We start from the raw sequence: 23,398 nt of genomic DNA on the forward strand, positions 1-23,398 counted from the left end.
GACAGCCGTCTCCGGTGCGCCGCTTCGACCTGCGTCTTCACAGGAGGGGCCCGGGGCCCGTCGCACACGGGCCCTCTGACCTCGTAAGGTCTTGTCCGTGTTGGAGGAGATGCGGATACGGTCGCTCGGAGTCATCGACGACGCGGTCGTCGAGCTTTCACCGGGCTTCACCGCCGTGACGGGTGAGACCGGTGCGGGCAAGACGATGGTGGTCACCAGCCTTGGCCTGCTGCTCGGCGGGCGCGCCGACCCCGCCCTGGTGCGGATCGGCGCGAAGTCGGCGGTGGTCGAGGGGCGCATCGCCGTGCCCGCCGGCGCCTCGGCCGTCGTGCGCGCGGAGGAGGCGGGGGCGGAACTCGACGACGGTGCGCTGCTCATCAGCCGTACCGTCTCGGCGGAAGGCCGCTCACGGGCGCACCTCGGCGGGCGCTCCGTGCCCGTCGGCCTGCTGTCCGAGCTCGCGGACGACCTCGTCGCCGTGCACGGCCAGACCGACCAGCAGGGCCTGCTCAGACCGGCCCGTCAGCGCGCCGCCCTCGACCGGTACGCGGGCGACGCCGTCACCGCGCCGCTCACCAAGTACACGGCCGCGTACCGCAGGCTGCGGGCCGTCACCACCGAGGTCGAGGAGATCACCACCCGCGCGCGGGAGCGTGCCCAGGAAGCGGATCTGCTGCGCTTCGGCCTTGAGGAGATCGCGGGCGTCGAACCGCGTGCGGGCGAGGACACCGAACTCGCCGCCGAGGCCGAGCGGCTCGGCCACGCGGAGGCGCTCGCCTCCGCCGCCACGTCCGCGCACGCCGCGCTCGCCGGCAACCCCGAGGACCCGGAGGTCGTGGACGCCTCGACGCTGGTCGCGGGCGCCTCACGGGCCCTGGAGGCCGTACGTTCCCACGACCCCGTCCTGTCCGCCCTCGCCGACCGCCTCGGCGAGATCGGGATCCTCCTCGGCGACGTGGCGGGCGAGCTCGCCGGGTACGCCGACGACCTGGACGCCGACCCGCTGCGGCTCGCCGCGGTCGAGGAGCGCAGGGCCGCGCTGACGCAGCTCACCCGGAAGTACGGCGAGGACATCGACGCCGTCCTCGCGTGGGCGGAGGAGGGCGCGGCGCGCCTCACGGAGCTGGAGGGCGACGACGACCGGCTCGGGGAGCTGACCGCCGAGCGCGACGCGCTGCGCGCCGAACTCGCCGGGCTCGCCCAGGCGCTGACCGACGCCCGCCAGGAGGCGGCCACGCGGTTCGCCGCGGCCGTCACCGAGGAGCTCGCGTCGCTGGCGATGCCCCACGCGCGCGTGTCGATCGCCATCAGCAGCACGGAGGTTCCCGAGGGCGCCGACGGCGTGGAGGTCGGCGGGCGCACCGTCGCGTACGGGCCCGCGGGCGTCGACGAGGTGGAGCTGCTGCTCGCCCCGCACCCGGGCGCCCCGCCACGGCCCATCGCCAAGGGTGCGTCGGGCGGTGAGCTGTCGCGCGTGATGCTCGCCGTCGAGGTGGTCTTCGCGGGTACGGACCCCGTCCCGACGTACCTCTTCGACGAGGTCGACGCGGGCGTCGGCGGCAAGGCGGCGGTCGAGATCGGCCGACGCCTCGCACGTCTCGCCAAGTCGGCGCAGGTCGTGGTCGTCACCCACCTCCCGCAGGTCGCGGCCTTCGCCGACCGCCAGCTGCTCGTGGAGAAGACCCACGACGGCATGGTCACGCGCTCCGGGGTGCAGGTCCTGGAGGGCGAGGACCGGGTGCGTGAACTGTCGCGCATGCTGGCCGGCCAGGAGGACTCGGAGACGGCCCGGGCCCATGCGGAGGAGTTGCTGGCGACGGCCCGGGGCGACGGGTGACCGGGTGACGGGTAGGGCGTTCGCGGCCGCCCCCTAGGGTGGCCGCATGATCGAACACAAGATCGGGTCGCGGCTGGGTGCCGCGGCCGTCGCCGCTGCCGCCACCCGTGCCGGAGCCGTCGCGCTGCGGTTCCTCGCGCCCGGCGGGGCCGAGCGGTGGACACGGAAGAACTACGCGGGCAGGAGCGTCGACCTGTACGCCGGGCCCGCCGTCGCCATCGGTGCGGCCGTCGGTGTCGCCGCGCTGCCCGCGAGGCCGCGTGCGGCCGCCGCGCTGGCCGTGCTCGGCGCCGGTGCCTGCGGGGGCTACGACGACGTGGCGGGCGCGGGAGACCCGCGCCGCGGGTTCCGCGCGCACCTCGGGGCGCTGCGGAGCGGCGAGATCACCAGCGGCGCCGTGAAGCTGTTCGGCGTCTCCGCCGCGGGGCTCGCCGCCGGGGCCCTCCTGAAGGAACGGCCCGTGGACAAGGCACTCGCGGGCGTGGTCGTCGCGGGCACCGCCCACCTCGTGAACCTCGTGGACGTACGCCCGGGGCAGGCCGGCGCGGCCGTGCTCGCGCTGGGCGCGCCGGGGCTACTGCGCAAGGGGCCGGGCGCGACGGTCGCCGCCGCGTCCATGGGGGCCGCGGCCGCCGTCCTCCCCGACGACCTCGGCGAACGCACGATGCTCGGCGACGCGGGCGCGCACGCCCTGGGCGCGGCCCTCGGCACGGCCATCGCCGCGGGCAACGGCCGCGCGGGTCTCGCCGCTCACGCGGCGGCGTTGGTCGCCGTGGCGGCATACGCCGACAGGGCGCACAAAAGGGTTGGATCATGATCGTTGCGGCGTATTAGGCTCTGACGGATCGGGGGCGGTCAGGGGTCGGGGCAACGGGGGATGTGCGTGGTCGTGTTCGCGTGCGTGCGGTGCGCTGCCGTGCTCACCCGGCCCGTCGAGCAGGTCGCTCTTCCCGTACGGGCCCGTCAGGCGTACGGACACGAGCTGCTTCCCGCGCTCATGGAGTCCGGCACGTACGCCGTCGATCCGGAGCCGTTCGGGCTGCCCTTTCGGCCGTGGAGCGAGGTCGGGGCGGAAGCGGCGGCGGAGCGCGGCGTGTTCGCGCCCGTTCACAGGCTGTCCTTCGGCGCCCCGGGCGCGGTCGTCGTCGCGCCGGGGGACACCCGCGGCACCGTCCTGATCCCCGAGCGGTGCGACGGCTACTGCATGGGGCTCGACGGGCGGGACGGCCCGAATCTGGCCTGCGCGAGGTGCGGGAACGCGGTGGCGACCCGTATCGACGACTGCTCGTTGTGGCAGACGGTGTGGTTCGTGCCGGATGCCGTCCGCCTCGTGCCCGAAGGCGACGCCGACGTGCGCTCCGCGTCCGCGGACCCCGGCACCGACTGGGACGCCCTCGCGCGGGAGCACCGGGCGGCGCCGCCCGTCGAGCCGTGCGGGGCGTGGGACGCGCGGTGGGAGGCGGCGGTCGGCGCGGCGCTGGCCCATCTGCTCGCGGTGTCGGCGGGCGCGCCCGTGAGCCTGCCCGACGGGATCGTCACGGAGACGTTCGGCCGTGCTCTCGACGCGCTGCTCCCCACGGGGCCCGCGGCGCGGCGCCTCGTGCCGACCGGACCCGGTCTGCCGGCGGCCGTCGGGGACACCGACATCGCCTTGGTGCCCAGGCACCCGCGGACGGGCGAGGTCTGGCAGCCTTCGGACGCCGCGGCCGCGATCGTGCCGCTCGAAGCCGATGTCTGGCTCCATGTGGCCTTCCCCCGCGAGCAGTTGCCGGTCCCGGCGACGGGCGGGCTGCCCGACGGGGTCTACCGCGACGATCCGCTGCCGCTGCGCCCGATCCGGCTCTTCGCCCCCGACCGACGGGTCTTCCTCCACACACTGGCCCGGCTGCCCGCCGTCCGCGAACCCTGGCTGCGCGCGGTGTACGACCTCATGCAGGACGCCCGGTTCGGACGGCCGTTCTAAGGGCAAGCCCCGCAAGGTATCCGCAACCTCCCATATCTCTCACCCGTGTGGGTGATCCCGTCCGCGGAGTTGCCCCGCCAAATGCGGAAGTGACCTTTCGGCAGTGCCGGAACGTCCGTGCCTCCTGGCATCCTTGGCGCAGCATCTGCCCGAGTACCCGTCCGAGCACCCCCCGACGCAGACCCAGGAGCCCCCGCCACGTGAGCCACGTGAGCAGCCACTCGCCGCACGGACAGACGCCGCTGCACACCGTTCAAGTCCTCGGAGGTGGCAGCGCGGGCAGCAGCGCGCACGTCAGATCGCTGGCCGCGGGCCTCAGCGCCCGGGGGCTGCGGGTCACCGTGTGCGCCCCCGACGAGGCCGCCCGCACCTACGACTTCACCGGCGCGGGCGCCCGCCACGTCCCCGTGCCCCGCAGCGGCGACCCCGCCTCCGTCGCCGCCCTCCGTGCCGCCTGCGCCGACGCCGACCTCGTGCACGCGCACGGACTGCACGCCGCCCTCCGCGCGGCCCTCGCGCTCACCGGGCGCCGCGTCCCCCTCGTCGTCACCTGGCACACCCGCGCGCAGGCGGAGGGCGCCCGCGCCCGCCTGCTGCGCCTCCTGGAACGGCGCGTCGCCAGGGCCGCGGCCGTGGTCCTCGGCACCTCGTCCGACCTGGTCGACCGGGCCCGCAGCAGGGGCGCCCGCGACGCCCGCCTCGCCGCCGTCGCCCTGCCCGCGCCGCGCCGCCCGGAGCCCCCCGAGGAACCCGACGGCCTCCTCCACAAGGCCCGCGCCGAAATCGGCGCCGTGGACCGGCCGTTGATCCTCGCCGTGGGCGCCCTCGAACGGAACGGCGGCTACGACGTCCTGCTGGACGCCACGCGCGCGTGGCGCCACCTGGACCCGCTGCCGCTGCTCGTCGTCGCGGGGGAGGGGCCCGAACGGGCCGCCCTGCAGCGCCGCATCGAGGAAGAACTGCTGCCGGTCCGGCTCGTCGGGCGGCGCGACGACGTCCCCGAACTCCTCGCCGCGGCCGACCTCGCCGTGCTGCCCAGCAGCTGGGAGTCCCGCTCCGTGCTGGCCCAGGAAGCGCTCCACGCGCGCGTGCCGCTCGTGGCGACCGCGGTCGGCGGCATTCCTGAACTCGTCGGCGACGCGGCCGAACTCGTCCCGTACGGCGACCCGGAGGCCCTCGCCACCGCCGTCGTACGCCTCCTCGCCGACCCCGTCCGCCGGGCGGAACTCAGGGACAGGGGCGCGGCCCAGGTCGCCACGTGGCCGACCGAGGACGAGACCGTCACGCAAGTCCTCAGCATCTACGACGAGTTGACGCAGCCCCTGCCGTACACCTGAGGCCCCACAACCCGCCTGGGACCGCTACGCCACGTGCCTGCGCGCCCGCAGCGCCAGGCTCAACGCGAGCACCGTCTGCGGGTCGTCGAGATCCGTGCCCAGCAACTCGCTGATCCTCGCGAGCCGGTTGTACAGGGTCTGCCGGTTCAGATGCAGTTCGCGCGCGGTCTCCGCCTTGCGTCCCGCATGCGCCAGATACGTCTGCAGCGTCGGCAGCAGCGGCGGCTTGGAACGCTGGTCGTGGGCGCGCAGCGGGCCGATCGCGCGGTCCACGAACGCCGCGAGGACCCCGTCCTCGTCGTGCCGGTGCAGCCGCCACAGCAGCAGGTCGATGTCGAGCCGCCGCGCGTCGTACCAGGGCCGGTCGGAGAGCCCCTGCGCCGCCGTCGCCGTCTCCGCCGCGTGCCGCAGCCCCGCCGAGGCCGCCGCCCAGCCGCCCGCGACCCCGACCACCACGACCGGCGGCTGCGCCCCGGGCCGCTGCATCCCCGCCCGCTCGACCCCGGCCCGCAGCGCGGCGGCGACGCGGTCCGCCACCGCGGTCCGCTCGGACTCCGAACGCAGACCGAGCAGCAGCGGCACCCGTCCCTCCACAGGACGTACGCCGAGCAGCGCGGGCACCCCCACCGACGCCAGCTCCTCCGCGACCGCCCGCGCCAGGACCGCCCACCCGCCGCCGGTCGGCAGGCCGTCCGCCAGCCGCATCACCACCGGGAGCAACGGGCTGTCGGCCGAGCCGGGCCGGAAGCCGAGGACACGGGCCTGCGCGGGGGCGTCATCGGCGGCGATGCGGCTCTCCGCGAGATCGGTGAGGAAGTCGCCGCGACCGCGCGCGGCGAGCTCCTCCTCCTGGCGTGCCTGCATCAGCACCACCGCGAGGCTGCTCGCAGCCCGCTCCGCGGCGATGCGGTGCACCGGCAGCGGCGCCGACTCCACGGCGAGCAGGACGAGCCTGGCCCGCACCGACCCCGCGCCGGGTCCGCCGCCCGGCACGTCGACGATGACCGCGCTCGCGGGCGGGCCCTCCCGGTCGACGGTCCGCCCCCGCAGCCCCTCCCACACCTGGAGCGGGTCGGCGCACTCGGTGCCCGCCCCGGCCGCGTACAGGAGCTGGCCGTCCGCCGTCTCCAGGAACACCGGGTTGCCGCTGAACTCCGCGAGGATCCCGAGGACCTGCGGCGTGCCGCCCCCGCCGAGCAGCGCCTCCGTGCAGCGCCGGTGCACCTCCTCGGCCTGCTGGAGGAGCGCGTAGTGGCCGTTGACGATCTCGGTGTGCACTTCCTCGGTGACCGTCACGAACGGCACCTCCCGGTGCAGCTGCACCAGGGGAAGGCCCGCGGAGCGCGCCGTATCCACGATCGCCGCGGGCAGCCGTGCGAAGCGCGGGCCCAGCTCGACGACGAGCGCCGCGATGCCCCGCTCGGCGAGCTTGCGCACGAAGGCGCGCTGCTCGGCGGGGCGGGCACCGAGCCCGAGGCCCGTGGTGAGCAGCAGCTCGCCGCCCTTGAGCAGCGAGGCGATGTTGGGTACCTCGCCCGCGTGCACCCACCGCACGGTCCGCTGCAGCCGCTCCGCGCCCGCGACGACCTCGGGAAGCCCGCCGCGCAGCCCCGGAAGTTCCAGCGCGCGCTGCACGGTGATGCCGCCCTGAGTGCCCTGACTGTCCATGGCGCGGACGCTACCGGGGCGCACCTCCGGCGAACATCTCCGAACGATCACAGGGCCGGCCACGGATGGCGGCTGCCCGGCAACTCGTGGATTCCGCGCGGGAATTGCGAACACCCCCTCCCTCTATGACGTACGCCACAGAGGGAGGGGGTGCCGGTGCCGGAGGCGCTAGCCCCCGTACGCCCCCGAAGCCGTCAGTCGCAGCGCGGTGTCGATGAGCGGCACGTGGCTGAACGCCTGCGGGAAGTTGCCGACCTGCCGCTGGAGGCGCGGGTCCCACTCCTCGGCGAGCAGGCCCAGGTCGTTGCGGAGGGCGAGGAGCTTCTCGAAGAGCTTGCGGGCCTCGTCGACCCGGCCGATCATCGCGAGGTCGTCGGCCATCCAGAACGAGCAGGCGAGGAACGCGCCCTCGTCGCCCTCCAGGCCGTCCAGGTTCTCCTCGTCGCTGGAGGTCGGGTAGCGCAGGATGAAGCCGTCCGGCGTGGACAGCTCCCGCTGGATCGCCTCGATGGTGCCGATGACGCGCTTGTCGTCCGGCGGCAGGAAGCCCATCTGCGGAATCAGCAGCAGCGAGGCGTCCAGCTCCTTCGAGCCGTACGACTGCGTGAAGGTGTTCCGCTCCTTGTCGTAGCCCCGCTCGCACACGTCCCGGTGGATGTCGTCGCGCAGCTTGTGCCACTCCTCCAGCGGGCCGTCCGCGTCACCGGACTCGATGAGCTTGATGGTGCGGTCCACCGCGACCCACGCCATCACCTTCGAGTGAACGAAGTGCCGGCGCGGACCGCGCACCTCCCAGATGCCCTCGTCCGGCTCGTCCCAGTGGTCCTCGAGATACCGGATCAGCTTGAGCTGGAGGAGTGAGGCGTAGTCGTTGCGGGCCAGGCCCGTCATGTGGGCCAGGTGCAGCGCCTCGGTCACCTCGCCGTACACGTCGAGCTGCAGCTGGCCCGCCGCGCCGTTGCCCGCACGGACCGGCTGCGAGTTCTCGTACCCCGGCAGCCAGTCGAGCTCCGTCTCGCCGAGCTCGCGCTCGCCCGCGATGCCGTACATGATCTGCAGGTTCTCCGGGTCGCCCGCGACAGCCCGCAGCAGCCACTCGCGCCACGCACGGGCCTCCTCGCGGTAGCCGGTGCGCAGCAGCGAGGAGAGCGTGATGGCGGCGTCGCGCAGCCAGGTGAAGCGGTAGTCCCAGTTGCGGGAGCCGCCGACGTCCTCGGGCAGCGAGGTCGTGGGCGCCGCGACGATGCCGCCGGTCGGCGCGTAGGTGAGCGCCTTGAGCGTGATCAGCGAGCGGACCACGGCTTCCCGGTAGGGGCCGTGGTACGTGCAGTGGTCGACCCACTCCCGCCAGAACTCCTCCGTGGCGGCGAGCGCGTTCTCGGGCTCGGGCAGCGCGGGCTGGTCCTTGTGGGACGGCTGCCACGAGATGGTGAACGCGATCCGCTCACCGGGCGAGACGGTGAAGTCGGAGTAGGTGGTCAGGTCCTTGCCGTAGGTCTCGGCCTCGGTGTCGTGCCAGACCGAGTCGGGGCCCGCGACGGCCACGGTGCGGCCGTCGACCTTGTGCACCCAGGGCACGACACGGCCGTAGCTGAAACGCATGCGCAGTGCCGAGCGCATCGGCACCCGGCCGCTGACACCCTCGACGATCCGCACCAGCTGCGGCGCGTCGGTGTCGCGCGGAGGCATGAAATCGATCACACGGACCGTTCCGCGCGTCGTGTCCCACTCGGATTCGAGCACCAGGGAGTCGCCGCGGTAGCTGCGGCGCGCGGCAGTGGGTGGCTGCGCGTCCGGGTCGTGTGCGGGCCCAAGGCGCCAGAAGCCGTGCTCCTCGGTGCCCAGCAGGCCGGCAAAAATGGCGTGGGAATCGAAGCGGGGCAGGCACAGCCAGTCGACTGTGCCGTCCCGGCAGACCAGGGCTGCGGTCTGCATGTCTCCGATGAGTGCGTAATCCTCGATGCGCCCGGCCACGTCTATCTCCAGTCGAACGGCCACGTTCGCCCCGCGGGGCGCTTACAGGTCAGCGGTCAAGTGATCGTCGACGAGCGCTTGTTCCGGGTGCAAGGCGGGATGGTGCCGTGTGCCGGATGGGCTCGGCAGCGATTGTCCGAGCAGGATACGACGCACCCTAGTGATCCGCGCGCCCCTCCCGGCAACGAGGCTCCGCCGAACGGGTGAGCGGCAGGTGAGAGGCGGTGCGGCGGGGAAAACCGGGGCGTGCGGGTCTCGTGACCGACTTGTGTGCGCCTGATGGCGGAGCGTGGCCGGACGCGGGCTCCGTCCGGCGCTGATACCCTGGTAGCCCGTGAGCCGGTGGTCATAGAACCCCCGAACCGCAGCGACGGCACCTCCCCGAATCCCTGGTGAGAGCGCCGGTACGCACCCTCCAGACCGCGACCACGGGAGCCCCCTCTTGGCCATGCAGCCCAAATCCAAGACGACCAAGCACATCTTCGTCACCGGGGGTGTCGCCTCTTCCCTCGGCAAGGGTCTGACTGCCTCCAGCCTGGGTGCGCTCCTCAAGGCACGTGGCCTGCGCGTCACGATGCAGAAGCTCGACCCGTACCTGAACGTCGACCCGGGCACGATGAACCCCTTCCAGCACGGCGAGGTGTTCGTCACCAACGACGGCGCCGAGACCGACCTGGACATCGGCCACTACGAGCGCTTCCTCGACGTCGACCTCGACGGCTCGGCCAACGTCACCACCGGCCAGGTCTACTCGCAGGTGATCGCCAAGGAGCGGCGCGGTGAGTACCTCGGCGACACCGTCCAGGTCATCCCGCACATCACCAACGAGATCAAGCACCGCATCCGCCGCATGGCGACCGACGACGTCGACGTCGTCATCACCGAGGTCGGCGGCACCGTCGGCGACATCGAGTCGCTGCCGTTCCTGGAGACCGTCCGCCAGGTCCGCCACGAGGTCGGCCGCGACAACGTCTTCGTCGTGCACATCTCGCTGCTGCCCTACATCGGCCCCTCCGGCGAGCTGAAGACCAAGCCGACCCAGCACTCCGTCGCCGCGCTGCGCAACATCGGTATCCAGCCGGATGCCATCGTCCTGCGCGCCGACCGCGAGGTGCCGACCGCCATCAAGCGCAAGATCTCGCTGATGTGCGACGTCGACGAGGCCGCCGTGGTCGCCGCCATCGACGCCAAGTCGATCTACGACATCCCGAAGGTGCTGCACACCGAGGGCCTCGACGCCTACGTGGTGCGCAAGCTCGACCTGCCGTTCCGCGACGTCGACTGGACGCAGTGGGACGACCTGCTCGACCGCGTGCACAACCCGAAGCACGAGGTCACCGTCGCGCTCGTCGGCAAGTACATCGACCTGCCCGACGCCTACCTCTCGATCACCGAGGCCATGCGCGCCGGCGGCTTCGCCAACAAGGCCCGCGTCAAGGTCAAGTGGGTCACCTCGGACGACTGCAAGACGCCGGCCGGCGCCAAGAAGCAGCTCGCCGACTGCGACGCGATCCTGATCCCCGGCGGCTTCGGCGACCGCGGCGTCTCCGGCAAGGTCGGCGCGATCCAGTACGCCCGCGAGAACAAGGTGCCGCTGCTCGGCATCTGCCTCGGCCTGCAGTGCATCGTCATCGAGGCCGCGCGCAACCTCGCGGACATCCCCGACGCGAACTCGACGGAGTTCGACGCCGCCACCGGCCACCCGGTGATCTCCACCATGGCCGAGCAGCTCGACATCGTCGCGGGCGAGGGCGACATGGGCGGCACGATGCGCCTGGGCATGTACCCCGCCAAGCTCGCCGAGGGCTCCATCGTGCGCGAGGTGTACGAGGGCAAGGAGTACGTCGAGGAGCGCCACCGCCACCGCTACGAGGTGAACAACGCCTACCGCGCGGACCTGGAGAAGAAGGCCGGGATCCTGTTCTCCGGCACCTCCCCGGACGGCAAGCTCGTCGAGTACGTCGAGTACCCGCGCGAGGTCCACCCCTACCTGGTCGCCACGCAGGCCCACCCGGAGCTGCGGTCCCGTCCGACCCGCCCGCACCCGCTCTTCGCGGGCCTGGTGAAGGCCGCCGTCGAGCGGCAGGGCGAGCAGAAGTCCGGCGGCAAGTCCGGCAAGTAACACCGGAACGGTACGGTTGCCGGGGTGCGTGTCCCGAGAGACGCGCACCCCGGTTTCTTTTTGTACGTGTGGGAGGACAGGGCGACATGACGATCAAGGACACCGCCGAGGAGTGGCAGGTCACGGCGACGGAGACCCCGTTCGTCGGGAACAAGACCTCCGTCCGCACCGACGACGTGGTCATGCCCGACGGATCGGTCGTCCGCCGCGACTACCAGGTCCACCCCGGCTCGGTGGCCGTCCTCGCCCTCGACGACACGGGCCGCGTCCTGGTCATCCGCCAGTACCGCCACCCGGTCCGCCACAAGCTCTGGGAGATCCCCGCGGGCCTCCTCGACATCCCCGGCGAGAACCCCCTGCACGCCGCCCAGCGCGAGCTCTACGAAGAGGCGCACGTCAAGGCCGAGGACTGGCGTGTCCTCACCGACGTGTACACCACCCCCGGCGGCTGCGACGAAGCCGTCCGGATCTTCCTGGCCCGCGATCTGTCCGAGGCCGAGGGGGAGCGCTTCGAGGTCGCCGAGGAGGAGTCCGACATGGAGCTCGCCCGGGTGCCCCTCGACGAGCTCGTACGCGGTGTGCTCGCCGGCGAACTGCACAACAACTGCCTGGTCGTCGGCGCGCTGTCGCTGGTCGCGGCCCAGAACGGCGACGGCCTCGACGCGCTGCGCCCGGCCGAGGCGCCCTGGCCCGCCCGGCCCTTCGACGCCTAGGCCCGCTCCGGTCGGGGCGCGGTCACCGAAGGGGGGCGCACGGGTTCCGATATGACGATCCACTGATCCGATCGGGCGACTTGTGCGCGCTGTGTGACCGGAACCGCCACAGGGCCTGAACTAGGCTCTGAAAGCGTCCCGCCCGGAGTCCCGGCGGGCTCGTGCGCAGGCGGACGGGAGCGTGGCCCGTGACGGATCAGGCGGTCGACACCGACGGTGCGACGGCGGGTGGCGCCGTGCCGCCGCCCGCGAGTGCCCCGGAGCCGACAAGGGGTCAGTTCGTCGGCAGATGCCGGGAGTTGAAGGAACTCCGCGCGGACATCGACCGCGCGGGCCTCGACACCCTCTCGGGCCGCAAAGCGCCCCGCGCGCGCGTCCTGCTCGTCGCGGGCCGCCCCGGCTCAGGCCGCACCTCGCTCGCCGGGGAACTCGCCCGCCGGGTCGCCGGCGACTACCCCGACGGCGTGCTGCGGGCCCGCCTCACGGACCCCGACGGCAGCCGGGTGCCCACCGAACGCACCGCCCGCGAACTCCTGGACGCGCTCGGCGTGCCCGCACCCCCCGGAGCGGCCGAGGACGACCTCACCGGAATCCTCCGGGAAGCGCTCTCCGAACGCAGGGCGCTGCTCCTGCTCGACGACGCCACGGACGCCGAGCAGGTCGACCCGCTCCTTCCGGACACCCCGGACTGCCTGGTCGTCGCGGTCGCCGAGGGCCCGCTCACCGGCATCCCCGACGTGCGGCCCTGCACGCTGGGCGGTCTGGACAAGGCGGCCGCCGTCGAGCTCCTCGCGCGCGCCGCGGGGCCCGTCCGCATCACCGTGGACCCGCGCTCCGCGGAGTCCCTCGTCGAGGCGTGCGCGGCCCACCCGGCGGCGCTCGTCCTGGCCGGCGGCTGGCTCGGGGGCCGGCCGAAGGCGGCCGTCGCCGATCTGGCCAAGCAGGTGCACGACATGCCGGACGAGGGCTCGCCCCTCGCCCGTGTCTTCGCTCACACCTACGCCTCGCTGCCCGCGCCCGCCGCCCGGATACTGCGGTTCCTCTCCCTCGCCCCGGCCGGCCACGTCGACCCGCACACCGCGTCCGCGCTCGCGGGCTGCTCGGTCTCCGCGGCCAGGACCACCCTCGACGACTTCGTCGCCCTCGGCCTCGTGCGGGCCGTCGACTCGCCGCTGCCGCAGTACGAGGTGCCGGGCTGCCTGGTGCCGCTCCTGAAGGCCCGCACCGAGAGCCAGGACCGCCCCGCCGAGATCCAGCTGGCCCGCGCCCGCATGCTGGAGCGGACCGTGCGCCTGCTCCAGTCCTGCCGGGCCGTCACGGAGCCGGACGCCTCCGCCGCCCGCAAGAAACTCGCGGGGATGCCGCGCGCCCTGCGCTTCCCCGGCCCGGGGGCGGCCGCCGAGTGGCTGCGCATCCGGCAGCCCGCACTGCTCGCCGCCGCCCGCCTCGCCGTGGCCGACGGTGAGCTCGACACCCTCGCGCGGCGTCTGATGGCCGCCCTGGTCAGAGCCCTGGTGGCACACCGCGGCACGGAGGACGCGGCCCCGGAGCTCTACGGCATCCACCGGCTCGTCCTGGACGTCGCCGAGCGGCGGAACCTGCCGCGCGAGCAGGCCGCGGCGCTGCTGAACCTGGCGGATTTGGACGCGCAGACGGGACGTACGCAGGACGCGCTCGCCCGCTACCGCGCGGCGCTGGACGCGGGACGTGCGGCTGGCGATCCGTACGCGACCGGGCGCGCGATGGAATCCGTAGGCGGCGCCCACCAGGAGCTGGGGGACTGGTCACGGGCCTCCGACTGGTTCGGCAGAGCGCTCGCCCAGCGCCTCGCCCGTGGCGAGCGCACGGACGCCGCCCGTCTGTACGGCCGGATCGGCGCGGTGCACACCTACGCGGGGCGCTACGGAGAGGCGCTGCGCAACTGGAGTTCGGCCGTCACCGGGTACCGCAAGAGCGGCGACGTGGCCGCCCAGGCGCGGGCGTTGAGCGAGATGGCCCGTGTGCAGGAGTACGCGGGGCGCCCCGAGGAGTCGTTGCGGACCTGCCAGGAGGCCGTCGAGCTGGCCCGGCACGCCAAGGACGTACGGCTGCAGGCGGCGCTGCAGCTGCGGCTCGCGGACACCCTGGAGCGGCTCGGCGACCCGGCGGCCGCCCGGCTGCACCGCGGTGCGGCCGAGCGCATGCTGGGAGAGGAGCTTCCGCAGGCCGCAAGGCTTGAAACGAACGGTGGAGCAGCCACTTCCGCCTACGAAATCCGTAGTGCTTCGACAGAAGATTGAAGTATTGAAAGGCTAGACAGCGAGAAATCCTTCATTAGACTGGCTCCGCCGCATACCTCTGCGGTGTCTCCCGCTGCGCCCCCACGCGCACCGGTATGCGTTGTATTGCCCGAGAAATCCCCTGAGCCAAGGACCGTGATCGACGATGAAGGTCGGCATCCCCCGCGAGGTCAAGAACAACGAGTTCCGGGTGGCCATCACCCCCGCCGGTGTGCACGAGCTGGTGCGCCACGGCCACGAGGTCGTCATCGAGCGGAACGCCGGCGTCGGCTCCTCGATCACGGACGCCGAGTACGTCTCGGCGGGCGCCAAGATCCTGGACACCGCCGATGAGGTCTGGGCCACCGCGGACCTGCTCCTGAAGGTCAAGGAGCCCATCGCGGAGGAGTACCACCGCCTCCGCAAGGACCAGACCCTCTTCACCTACCTCCACCTGGCCGCGTCCAAGGAGTGCACGGACGCGCTCCTGGAGTCGGGCACCACCGCCATCGCGTACGAGACGGTCGAGACCGCCAACCGCGCGCTCCCGCTGCTCGCCCCGATGTCCGAGGTCGCGGGCCGGCTGGCCCCGCAGGTCGGCGCCTACCACCTGATGGCCGCCAACGGCGGCCGCGGCGTCCTGCCGGGCGGTGTCCCCGGCGTGGCCGCGGGCAAGGCCGTCGTCATCGGCGGCGGCGTCTCCGGCTGGAACGCCGCGCAGATCGCCATCGGCATGGGCTTCCACGTGACCCTGCTCGACAAGGACATCAACAAGCTCAAGGAAGCCGACAAGATCTTCGGTACGAAGATCCAGACCGTCGTCTCCAACGCCTTCGAGCTGGAGAAGGCCTGCCTCGAGGCCGACCTCGTCATCGGTGCCGTCCTCATCCCGGGCGCCAAGGCCCCGAAGCTGGTCACCAACGAGCTCGTCTCGCGCATGAAGCCCGGAAGTGTCCTTGTCGACATCGCGATCGACCAGGGCGGCTGCTTCGAGGACTCGCACGCGACCACGCACGCCGAGCCGACCTTCCCGGTCCACAACTCGGTCTTCTACTGCGTCGCCAACATGCCCGGCGCCGTGCCCAACACGTCGACGTACGCGCTGACCAACGCGACGATGCCGTACATCGTCGAGCTCGCGAACCGCGGCTGGGTCGAGGCGCTGCGCCGTGACCACGCCCTCGCGCTGGGTCTCAACACGCATGACGGCAAGGTCGTTTACAAGGAGGTCGCCGAGGCCCACGGCCTCGACCACGTCGAGCTGGAGTCGCTCCTCGGCTGAACCTGACCGCTTTCGTCAACGAAAGTCGTCAATCTCACGCCCGCGGCCGGACCTTGAGAGGGGTCCGGCCGTATGCGTATCAGTGTGGACACGCTCAACTGGCCTTGAACGTAACCCTTTAACCGTTTCGCCCACCCCCGAAACGCGACGACGGCGAGCCGCACGCCCTTGACACAAGGGTGTTCCATTGCCGACACATCGGGCCGGGTCCGGCGGATTGTGTTGCTGCGGAGCGGTGACACGCCATAGAGTCGCCAACCGTCGGCATGGTGCCACGCTGACCTATCGAGAAATTTCCTGGTCACCAAGGAGGTAAGACGACTTGTGAATGAGTCGACATTTGCTCCCGGGGGTGGTCAACCAGGAACGTCTGTGCGGGACCAGGGTTCCGAGGGGCTCGAAGCCGTCGGCTCGGTCGCTGTCCGCACCTTCGAAGCCCGGCAGGGCCCCCAGCCGACACAGTCAGCACCCCAGAGCATGGATGGCCATCACGTGAACGCCATGGCCGGCGACCGGAGTGGCGATAACACCCACACCCACCTCGCCGACTACGAGGAACTGCCCCAGGGGCACTTCTACGACCCCGACGCCGAGTACGAGCCCGATCCGGAGTACGCGGCCACGCTCGCGCCGGACGCCGCCCGTCAGCGCCGTGAGCGCATCGGCCCGACGGGACGCCCGCTGCCGTACTTCCCGATCCCGGGCCCGCTGACCGACCACGGTCCCGCGAAGATCATCGCGATGTGCAACCAGAAGGGCGGCGTCGGCAAGACGACGTCGACCATCAACCTGGGCGCGGCCCTCGCGGAGTACGGACGCCGGGTCCTGCTCGTCGACTTCGACCCGCAGGGCGCCCTCTCCGTGGGCCTCGGGGTCAACCCGATGGAGCTGGACCTGACGGTCTACAACCTCCTCATGGAGCGCGGCATGTCCGCGGACGAGGTGCTCCTGAAGACGGCGGTCCCCAACATGGACCTGCTGCCCAGCAACATCGACCTGTCGGCCGCCGAAGTGCAGCTGGTGAGCGAGGTCGCGCGCGAGTCCACCCTGCAGCGCGCCCTGAAGCCGCTCATGCAGGACTACGACTACATCGTGATCGACTGTCAGCCCTCGCTCGGCCTGCTCACCGTGAACGCCCTGACGGCGGCTCACAAGGTGATCGTGCCGCTCGAGTGCGAGTTCTTCGCGCTGCGCGGTGTGGCCCTCCTGACGGAGACCATCGAGAAGGTCCAGGAGCGGCTCAACCCCGACCTGGAGCTCGACGGCATCCTCGCGACCATGTACGACTCCCGCACGGTGCACAGCCGTGAGGTGCTCGCGCGCGTGGTCGAGGCCTTCGACGACCACGTCTACCACACGGTCATCGGCCGCACGGTCCGCTTCCCGGAGACCACGGTCGCCGGTGAGCCGATCACCACGTACGCGTCGAACTCGGTCGGCGCGGCCGCCTATCGCCAGCTCGCCAGGGAGGTGCTCGCCCGGTGTCACGCCGAGTGAGTCTGCCGGGGGCCGACGAACTGTTCCGTACGACCGGGGGAATGGCGCTGCAGTCGTCGTCGCCGCGTCGCCAGGCGAACGGCGAGGCGAAGGTGCCCGCTCCGGCGGGCGAGAGCGACGAGGCGGCGGCCTCGGCCGAGGACGCGGCGCAGAGCGACGGTGAGCCCGCCGAACACGCGGCATCGGACGCGGAGTCGGGCACCGAGTCGCGCGCGAGGGCGGCCGGCGCCGAGGGCGACAAGAGTGCCGGACGGCGCTCGGGGGCGGCGCAGGAAGGTTCGGCCACGCAGGGCGGCAAGTCCGGGGGCTCGTCCACCGCGCAGGCACGGCGTCGGGCACGGGCGGCGAACCGGCGGCCCAGCGGACGCGAGCGGCACGACGAGAAGATCACCGTGTACGTCTCCGCCGAGGAGCTGATGGACCTCGAACACGCGCGGCTCGTGCTGCGCGGCGAGCACGGGCTCGCGGTCGACCGCGGGCGGATCGTGCGGGAGGCGGTCGCCGTCGTCCTCGCCGATCTGGAGTCCCGCGGGGACGCGAGCATCCTCGTACGACGGTTGCGCGGGCGGTAGGGGTAGCGTTTCTGGCCTCATGGCCTCGAACAGCGAATCCGCACCGCCCCCGCCCTCCCGCCGCCGCGCCCTGGGCCGCGGGCCCGGCGCGGCGCCCGTGGAGCGGGAAGCGGTGGAGGACCCGCCTCCGGCTCCGGAGCCCCCGGCCGGGCCCGCGGAAGTCGCGGCGCCCGCGGAAGTCGCGGCGCCCGTTGAATCCGCCGAATCCCCCGAATCCCCCGAATCTTCCGAATCCCCCGAGTCCGCCGAGTCCGCCGAGCCCGGTGACGGGCGGTTCACGGTTCGGCTCGCCAACTTCGAGGGGCCCTTCGATCTGCTGCTCCAGCTGATCTCGAAGCACAAGCTGGACGTCACCGAGGTCGCCCTCTCCAAGGTCACCGACGAGTTCATGGCGCACATCCGGGCCATGGGAGCCGACTGGGACCTGGACCAGACGACCGAGTTCCTGGTCGTCGCCGCCACACTGCTCGACCTGAAGGCGGCGCGGCTGCTGCCCGCCGCCGAGGTGGAGGACGAAGCCGATCTGGCGCTGCTCGAGGCGCGGGACCTGCTCTTCGCGCGGCTCCTCCAGTACCGCGCGTACAAACACGTGGCGGACATCTTCAGCGGGCGGCTCGACGACGAGGCTCGGCGCTATCCGCGGACCGTGGGCCTCGAACCGCACCACGCCGAACTGCTCCCGGAAGTCGTCATCAGCATCGGGGCGGAAGGATTCGCCAAACTCGCCGTGAAGGCGATGCAGCCCCGTGCGAAGCCGCAGGTGTACGTGGAACACATCCACGCTCCGCTCGTCTCCGTGCAGGAGCAGGCGGGGCTCGTCGTCGCCCGGCTGCGGGAGCAGGGGGAGGCCAGCTTCCGGGTGCTCGTGGAGGACGCGGGGGACACCCTCACCGTCGTCGCCCGCTTCCTCGCCCTGCTGGAGCTCTACCGCGAGAAGGCCGTCGCCCTGGACCAGGAGGACCCCCTGGGCGAGCTGATGGTGCGGTGGACGGGCGGGGACGGCATCGCGGAGCCGACCGTGACCGATGAGTTCGACCGGGCACCCGAGCCCTTGGAGGAGAAGGCGTGAGCACGCAGAGCCCCGTCGGGGAGCTTGCCGGTGCCGTGGCGGAGCTGGAGCTGCGGCCCGCCCTGGAGGCGGTCCTGATGGTCGTCGACGAGCCGGCCACCGAGGAGCACCTGGCGAAGATCCTGCAGCGGCCGCGGCGCGCCGTCGCCGTCGCGCTGCGGGAGCTCGCCGACGAGTACACCGTGCAGAAGCGCGGCTTCGAGCTGCGTCTCGTGGCCGGCGGGTGGCGCTTCTACACGCGGCCCGAGTACGCGGCCGCCGTGGAGGGCTTCGTCCTGGACGGGCAGCAGGCGCGGCTCACCCAGGCGGCTCTGGAGACCCTCGCGGTCGTCGCGTACCGCCAGCCGGTCAGCCGTTCCCGGGTCTCCGCGGTGCGCGGGGTGAACTGTGACGGCGTGATGCGCACGCTCCTCCAGAGGGGTCTGGTGGAGGAGGCGGGCGCGGAACCCGAAACAGGTGCGATCCTGTACAGGACGACGAACTACTTTCTGGAGCGGATGGGCCTGCGCGGCCTGGACGAGCTCCCGGAGCTCGCGCCCTTCCTCCCCGAGGCGGACGCGATCGAGGGAGAGACGCAGGAAGGTGTTCCGTCGTTCGACCCGGACGCACCCGATGCACCGGGGTACGAGTACACCCAGGACACAGCCGACTAGACGGAACTTTGATGCGAAGCAGCAGCGGCAGGAACAGCAGCGGAAACAACGGCGGGAGCCGTGGTGGCAACAGCGGCGGCCGCGGCGGGAACGGCGGCGGTCGCGGCAACCCCCGCGGGGCCGGCAACAACCGCGATGACAAGCAGGGCGGCAGCGGCCGTCCGAAGAAGCCGCGTCCGGAGGAGCGGCGCTACGACGTAGGGTCCGACGGCACGCACAACGGTCCGAAGTCGGGCCGTGGCGCCTCGGCGCGCGGCGGCGCCAAGGGCGGCCCCAAGCAGGGCCAGGGCAGCGGACGGGGGCGTTGGGCCCCGGCCACCTCGCGTGAGTACGACGCGCGGGCCGAGGAGCGCAACCGGGAGCGGTACGCGGGCAAGCCGAAGGCCAACCTGCCCAAGACCTTCCCGGGCGCCGAGCAGGAGGGCGAGCGGCTGCAGAAGATCCTGGCCCGCGCGGGCTACGGCTCGCGCCGCGCCTGCGAGGAACTCGTCGACGAGGCCCGCGTCGAGGTCAACGGCGAGATCGTCCTGGAGCAGGGCCTGCGCGTCGACCCGGAGAAGGACGAGATCAAGGTCGACGGCCTGACCGTGGCCACCCAGTCGTACCAGTTCTTCTCCCTGAACAAGCCCGCGGGCGTCGTCTCCACCATGGAGGACACCGAGGGCCGGCAGTGCCTGGGCGACTACGTGACCAACCGCGAGACGCGGCTCTTCCACGTGGGGCGGCTCGACACCGAGACCGAGGGTGTCATCCTGCTCACCAACCACGGCGAGCTGGCACACCGCCTGACCCACCCCAAGTACGGCGTGAAGAAGGTCTACCTCGCGCACATCGTGGGCCCCATCCCGCGTGACCTGGGCAAGCAGCTCAAGGACGGCATCCAGCTGGAGGACGGGTACGCCCGCGCGGACCACTTCCGCGTCGTCGAGCAGACCGGCAAGAACTACCTCGTCGAGGTCACCCTCCACGAGGGCCGCAAGCACATCGTGCGGCGCATGCTCGCCGAGGCGGGCTTCCCCGTCGACAAGCTGGTGCGGGTGGCCTTCGGGCCGATCACCCTGGGCGACCAGAAGTCGGGCTGGCTGCGGCGGCTGTCCAACACCGAGGTCGGGATGCTGATGCAGGAAGTCGACCTCTAGGCCTCAAGGCCCTGGGGCCCAGGCCCGCAGGCCCCTTGTGCGGCCCACCCTCCTCTCTTTATAGTCAATGAGACCATAAAGAGAGGGGGGTGGTCGTGCATGCAGGAGTACGACAAGCACGCCTTCGAGCCGTTCGCCGTCACCGTGGACCTGGCCGTGTTCACCATCCGCGACGGCGCGCTGCACGTCCTGCTCGTCGAGCGCGGCCAGGAGCCGTACGTCGGCCGCTGGGCGCTGCCCGGCGGCTTCGTGCTGCCCGACGAGTCCGCCGAGGCGGCCGCGGGGCGTGAGCTCGCCGAGGAGACCGGGATCGCCGACGTCGGGCGGCTGCACCTGGAGCAGGTGCGCACCTACAGCGAGCCGGACCGCGATCCGCGCATGCGGGTCGTCTCCGTCGCCTTCGCGGCGCTCGTGCCCGACCCGCCGGAGGTGCGGGGCGGGGGCGACGCCGCCCGCGCGGCCTGGCTGCCCCACAGCCCGGCCACCTACCGGCCGCTCGCCTTCGACCACGACCGGATCCTCGCCGACGCCCACGACCGGGTCGGCGCCAAGCTGGAGTACACCGGACTCGCCACCGCGTTCTGCGCGCCCGAGTTCACCCTCGGCGAGCTGCGCCAGGTCTACGAAGCGGTGTGGGGCGCCGAGCTCGACCCGGCCAACTTCCGTCGCAAGGTGGTCGGCACGGCCGGGCTCGTGGAGGCCGTGCCCGGCGCCGCGCGGCTGACCGGCGGGCGAGGGAAGCCCGCGGCGCTCTTCCGGGCCGGCGCCGCCTCCGCCCTGCATCCGCCCCTGCTCCGCCCCACCCCGGAAGGACAGCCCTCATGAAGCGTGCCGCCACGGGATCCCTCATGGGTCTCGCCCTCGGGGACGCGCTCGGCTTCCCGACCGAGTTCAACGACGTGCCCTCGATCCTCGCCAAGTGCGGCCCCTGGCGGGAGATGGCGCTGCCCGACCCGGCGTACATCACCGACGACACGCAGATGACGCTCGCCCTGAGCCGCGGCCTTCGCACCGCCATGGGCCGGGGCCTGCTCGGCCCCAAGCGGCTGGAGCGGCCGCTGCGCGAGGAATTCGTGGACTGGTACCAGTCGCCGGAGAACAACCGCGCGCCCGGCAACACCTGCCTCAAGGCCTGCTACCTCCTCAAGACCGGCAAGCCGTGGGAGGAGGCGAGCCAGGTGCACTCCAAGGGCTGCGGCGCCAACATGCGCGTCGCGCCGGTCGGGCTCGCACCCGGGCTCGGCGACGAGCAGCGCGCGGGCGTCGCCCAGCTGCAGTCCGCCCTCACCCACGGCCACCCCACCGCGCTCGCCGCCTCCGACCTCACCGCCCACGCCGTCCGGCTGCTCGCCGAGGGCGCCGAGCCGACGGGACTGGTCGGGCTCCTCCGCTCGTACGCGTACGACAACCGGGAGACGTATCACGAGCGCTGGCTCGGCGAGCTGTGGAGGCGGGGCGGGGACGCGTCACCGCGGGCGTTCATCGCACGCGGCTGGGACGAGTGCCTCGGCGTGCTGGAGCGGCTCCGTGACGCGCTCCGCTCGCCCTCGCCCGAGACCGACCCCTGCCTCGCGACCGGCGAGGGCTGGATCGCCGAGGAGGCCTTCGCCACCGGGCTGCTCTGCTTCCTGATGTTCGTCGACGAGCCGGTCACCGCGCTGCGCAGGGCCGCCTGCACATCGGGCGACTCGGACTCGATCGCCTGCCTCACGGGTGCTTTCGCGGGAGCCCACCTCGGCGCGGACGCCTGGCCGGCGGAGTGGGTGGGGCGCATCGAACACAGGGACGAGCTTCAGGAGTTCGGAGCGCTCTGGGACGCTTGAGCCATGACTGTGGACCTGGGCCCCGACCTGGACATCGACCTCACCTCCGTCGTCGCCGAGCAGCGGGACCCGCTGCTCTTCGCGACGGTCTCCGGGGCGCACCTGTACGGCTTTCCCTCCCGTGACTCGGACGTGGACCTGCGGGGCGTGCACCTGCTGCCCGTGACCGATCTGGTGGGGCTGCGGGAGCCGGACGAGACGCGGTCGAGGATGTGGGACCGGGACGGCGTCGAGATGGACCTCGTCACGCACGACCTGCGCAAGTTCGTCCGGCTGATGCTGCGCCACAACGGATACGTCCTGGAGCAGCTGCTCTCCCCGCTGGTCGTGCACGCCACCGACGCGCACGCCGAACTCGTCGCGCACGCCCCGGACGTCCTCACCAGCCACCACGCCCACCACTACCGCGGCTTCGCCAGGACCCAGTGGCGGCTCTTCGAGAGGAACGGCGAGCTCAAGCCGCTGCTCTACACCTTCCGCGTCCTGCTCACCGGCATCCACCTGATGCGCAGCGGTGCCGTGGTGGCCCATCTGCCCACGCTCGTCGAGGCGGAGAAGGCCGCCCCCGCCTACCTGCCCGAGCTCGTCGCCGCCAAGGCCGAGGCCGAGCACGGTGGCGCCGCCGTGAACCACGCGCGCGTGGCCGCCGACGTGGAGCGGCTGCACGCCCTCCTCGACGAGGCGCAGGCGGAGTCAGCGCTGCCCGGTTCCCACGCGGCGTACGACGCGCTGCACGACCTCGTCGTCCGCGTACGCCTCCAGGGCTGACGCCCGGCGCGTGCGGAACAGGAAGTCCTCGACCCGCTCCCGGTCGGGCCCGGCCGGGAGCGGGCTGTGCACGGCCGCGTCCTCCGACTCCGCGGCGAGACGGTTCATCCAGGACTCGACCCGCGGCCAGGGCAGCTCGCCGCGCTTCACCGCGAGCAGCGGCTCCCGCTGGTCGCCGACGTCGATGGTCAGCTCGCCGGTGCGCAGCAGGTCGCGGCAGGACATCAGCAGCCGCAGCAGGTGCATGGCGTGCTTCCAGCGCGGGGCGCCGTGCGTGCGGACGTCGGCGTCGAGCTTCTTGCGCTGGCCCAGCGCGTAGCGGGCGAAGGTGTCGTGGGCCTGGCGGGAGAGGAACGCGTCGCGCAGCGCGAGCAGTTCGCGCCCGGTCTCCGTGACGTGCTCCACGAGAGGGGAGTGCAGGCACTCGAGGACGTTCGGATTGGCGCGGAGCGCGAGCTCGCAGAACCGTTCCAGCTCCCAGCCGAACTGTTCGTCGGCCGGGCCGTCCACGTGCGTCGGGGGCTTGTCGAAGCGCCAGAACAGCGGCGTGGGGGCCAGGAAGATGCCCCTGCGGTCCGTGTCGCTGTCGTCCGTGGCCAGACCGAAGGCGCGCGAACCCATCACGCAGGAGTAGACGGTGTGGTCGCGTACCAGGTCCTGAGGGTGCATGCGAGGAGCGTATGGCCGGGATCAGCCCAAGGTGATCGAATTCCCGGTGGTCGG

Annotated in this window: 19 protein-coding genes; 16 read left to right on the forward strand and 3 right to left on the reverse strand. The window is 72.5% G+C overall.

Annotated features, from left to right (window positions below):
* Window positions 1-109 precede the first annotated feature (109 nt).
* The 4 genes from recN (at window position 110) to AC07DO_RS24175 (ending at window position 5,137) form a co-directional block, all read left to right on the forward strand.
* Entirely contained in the window at window positions 110-1,837 is a 1,728-nt protein-coding gene (recN, locus tag AC07DO_RS24160; RefSeq protein ID WP_479063229.1) for a DNA repair protein RecN, read from the forward strand.
* A 46-nt stretch (window positions 1,838-1,883) separates the two neighbouring features.
* On the forward strand, window positions 1,884-2,654 hold the full coding sequence (locus AC07DO_RS24165; RefSeq protein ID WP_479062525.1) for a hypothetical protein: 771 nt from the start codon (window positions 1,884-1,886) through the stop codon (window positions 2,652-2,654).
* 99 nt (window positions 2,655-2,753) lie between these two features.
* Window positions 2,754-3,800: a hypothetical protein gene (locus AC07DO_RS24170; protein WP_479062526.1), complete on the forward strand. Its 1,047-nt coding sequence runs from the start codon at window positions 2,754-2,756 to the stop codon at window positions 3,798-3,800.
* 200 nt (window positions 3,801-4,000) lie between these two features.
* Window positions 4,001-5,137, forward strand: coding sequence for a glycosyltransferase family 4 protein (locus tag AC07DO_RS24175; RefSeq protein ID WP_479062527.1), 1,137 nt, complete (start codon window positions 4,001-4,003; stop codon window positions 5,135-5,137).
* Between the two features lie 24 nt (window positions 5,138-5,161).
* On the opposite strand, the gene AC07DO_RS24180 is transcribed toward AC07DO_RS24175, so the two are convergent.
* Together AC07DO_RS24180 and AC07DO_RS24185 are read right to left on the reverse strand one after the other, a co-directional pair.
* Window positions 5,162-6,805, reverse strand: a complete 1,644-nt coding sequence (locus tag AC07DO_RS24180; protein WP_479062529.1) for a PucR family transcriptional regulator — start codon at window positions 6,803-6,805, stop codon at window positions 5,162-5,164.
* Window positions 6,806-6,973: 168 nt separating this feature from the next.
* Window positions 6,974-8,785 (reverse strand): glycoside hydrolase family 15 protein, encoded by a 1,812-nt coding sequence (locus tag AC07DO_RS24185; RefSeq protein WP_479063231.1) that lies wholly within the window; start codon window positions 8,783-8,785, stop codon window positions 6,974-6,976.
* A 442-nt stretch (window positions 8,786-9,227) separates the two neighbouring features.
* Here AC07DO_RS24185 and AC07DO_RS24190 point away from each other — a divergent pair, with 442 nt between their 5' ends.
* The 12 genes from AC07DO_RS24190 (at window position 9,228) to AC07DO_RS24245 (ending at window position 22,675) form a co-directional block, all read left to right on the forward strand.
* The gene (locus AC07DO_RS24190) at window positions 9,228-10,901 is read left to right on the forward strand and encodes a CTP synthase (protein ID WP_479062531.1); all 1,674 of its coding nucleotides are present in this window, start codon (window positions 9,228-9,230) and stop codon (window positions 10,899-10,901) included.
* Window positions 10,902-10,987: 86 nt separating this feature from the next.
* On the forward strand, window positions 10,988-11,614 hold the full coding sequence (locus AC07DO_RS24195; protein WP_479062533.1) for an NUDIX domain-containing protein: 627 nt from the start codon (window positions 10,988-10,990) through the stop codon (window positions 11,612-11,614).
* A 188-nt stretch (window positions 11,615-11,802) separates the two neighbouring features.
* A complete protein-coding gene (locus AC07DO_RS24200; RefSeq protein WP_479062534.1) occupies window positions 11,803-13,893 on the forward strand; it encodes a tetratricopeptide repeat protein in 2,091 nt (696 codons plus the stop codon).
* A 145-nt stretch (window positions 13,894-14,038) separates the two neighbouring features.
* Window positions 14,039-15,154, forward strand: coding sequence for an alanine dehydrogenase (gene ald / locus AC07DO_RS24205; protein ID WP_479062536.1), 1,116 nt, complete (start codon window positions 14,039-14,041; stop codon window positions 15,152-15,154).
* Window positions 15,155-15,478: 324 nt separating this feature from the next.
* Window positions 15,479-16,651: a ParA family protein gene (locus tag AC07DO_RS24210; protein ID WP_223828263.1), complete on the forward strand. Its 1,173-nt coding sequence runs from the start codon at window positions 15,479-15,481 to the stop codon at window positions 16,649-16,651.
* Window positions 16,636-17,223: a hypothetical protein gene (locus tag AC07DO_RS24215; RefSeq protein ID WP_479062538.1), complete on the forward strand. Its 588-nt coding sequence runs from the start codon at window positions 16,636-16,638 to the stop codon at window positions 17,221-17,223. The genes AC07DO_RS24210 and AC07DO_RS24215 overlap by 16 nt, the downstream gene beginning before the upstream one ends.
* Window positions 17,224-17,242: 19 nt before the next feature.
* Window positions 17,243-18,292, forward strand: a complete 1,050-nt coding sequence (locus tag AC07DO_RS24220) for a segregation and condensation protein A (RefSeq protein WP_479062540.1) — start codon at window positions 17,243-17,245, stop codon at window positions 18,290-18,292.
* Window positions 18,289-18,945, forward strand: a complete 657-nt coding sequence (gene scpB / locus AC07DO_RS24225; RefSeq protein ID WP_479062541.1) for an SMC-Scp complex subunit ScpB — start codon at window positions 18,289-18,291, stop codon at window positions 18,943-18,945. The genes AC07DO_RS24220 and scpB overlap by 4 nt, the downstream gene beginning before the upstream one ends.
* Window positions 18,946-18,956: 11 nt before the next feature.
* On the forward strand, window positions 18,957-20,084 hold the full coding sequence (locus AC07DO_RS24230; RefSeq protein ID WP_479062543.1) for a pseudouridine synthase: 1,128 nt from the start codon (window positions 18,957-18,959) through the stop codon (window positions 20,082-20,084).
* Window positions 20,085-20,183: 99 nt separating this feature from the next.
* Window positions 20,184-20,909, forward strand: coding sequence for an NUDIX hydrolase (locus tag AC07DO_RS24235; protein ID WP_479062544.1), 726 nt, complete (start codon window positions 20,184-20,186; stop codon window positions 20,907-20,909).
* Entirely contained in the window at window positions 20,906-21,907 is a 1,002-nt protein-coding gene (locus AC07DO_RS24240; RefSeq protein ID WP_479062546.1) for an ADP-ribosylglycohydrolase family protein, read from the forward strand. Before AC07DO_RS24235 ends, AC07DO_RS24240 begins: the two co-directional genes overlap by 4 nt.
* 3 nt (window positions 21,908-21,910) lie before the next feature.
* Window positions 21,911-22,675 carry a nucleotidyltransferase domain-containing protein gene (locus tag AC07DO_RS24245; protein ID WP_479062548.1) on the forward strand — a complete coding sequence of 255 codons (765 nt, stop codon included), beginning with the start codon at window positions 21,911-21,913 and terminating at the stop codon, window positions 22,673-22,675.
* On the opposite strand, the gene AC07DO_RS24250 is transcribed toward AC07DO_RS24245, so the two are convergent.
* On the reverse strand, window positions 22,601-23,344 hold the full coding sequence (locus tag AC07DO_RS24250; RefSeq protein ID WP_479062549.1) for a nucleotidyltransferase domain-containing protein: 744 nt from the start codon (window positions 23,342-23,344) through the stop codon (window positions 22,601-22,603). The two genes, AC07DO_RS24245 and AC07DO_RS24250, sit on opposite strands and share 75 nt — an antisense overlap.
* Between the last annotated feature and the right edge of the window lie 54 nt (window positions 23,345-23,398).

This window comes from Streptomyces sp. NPDC045678, from assembly GCF_056432085.1.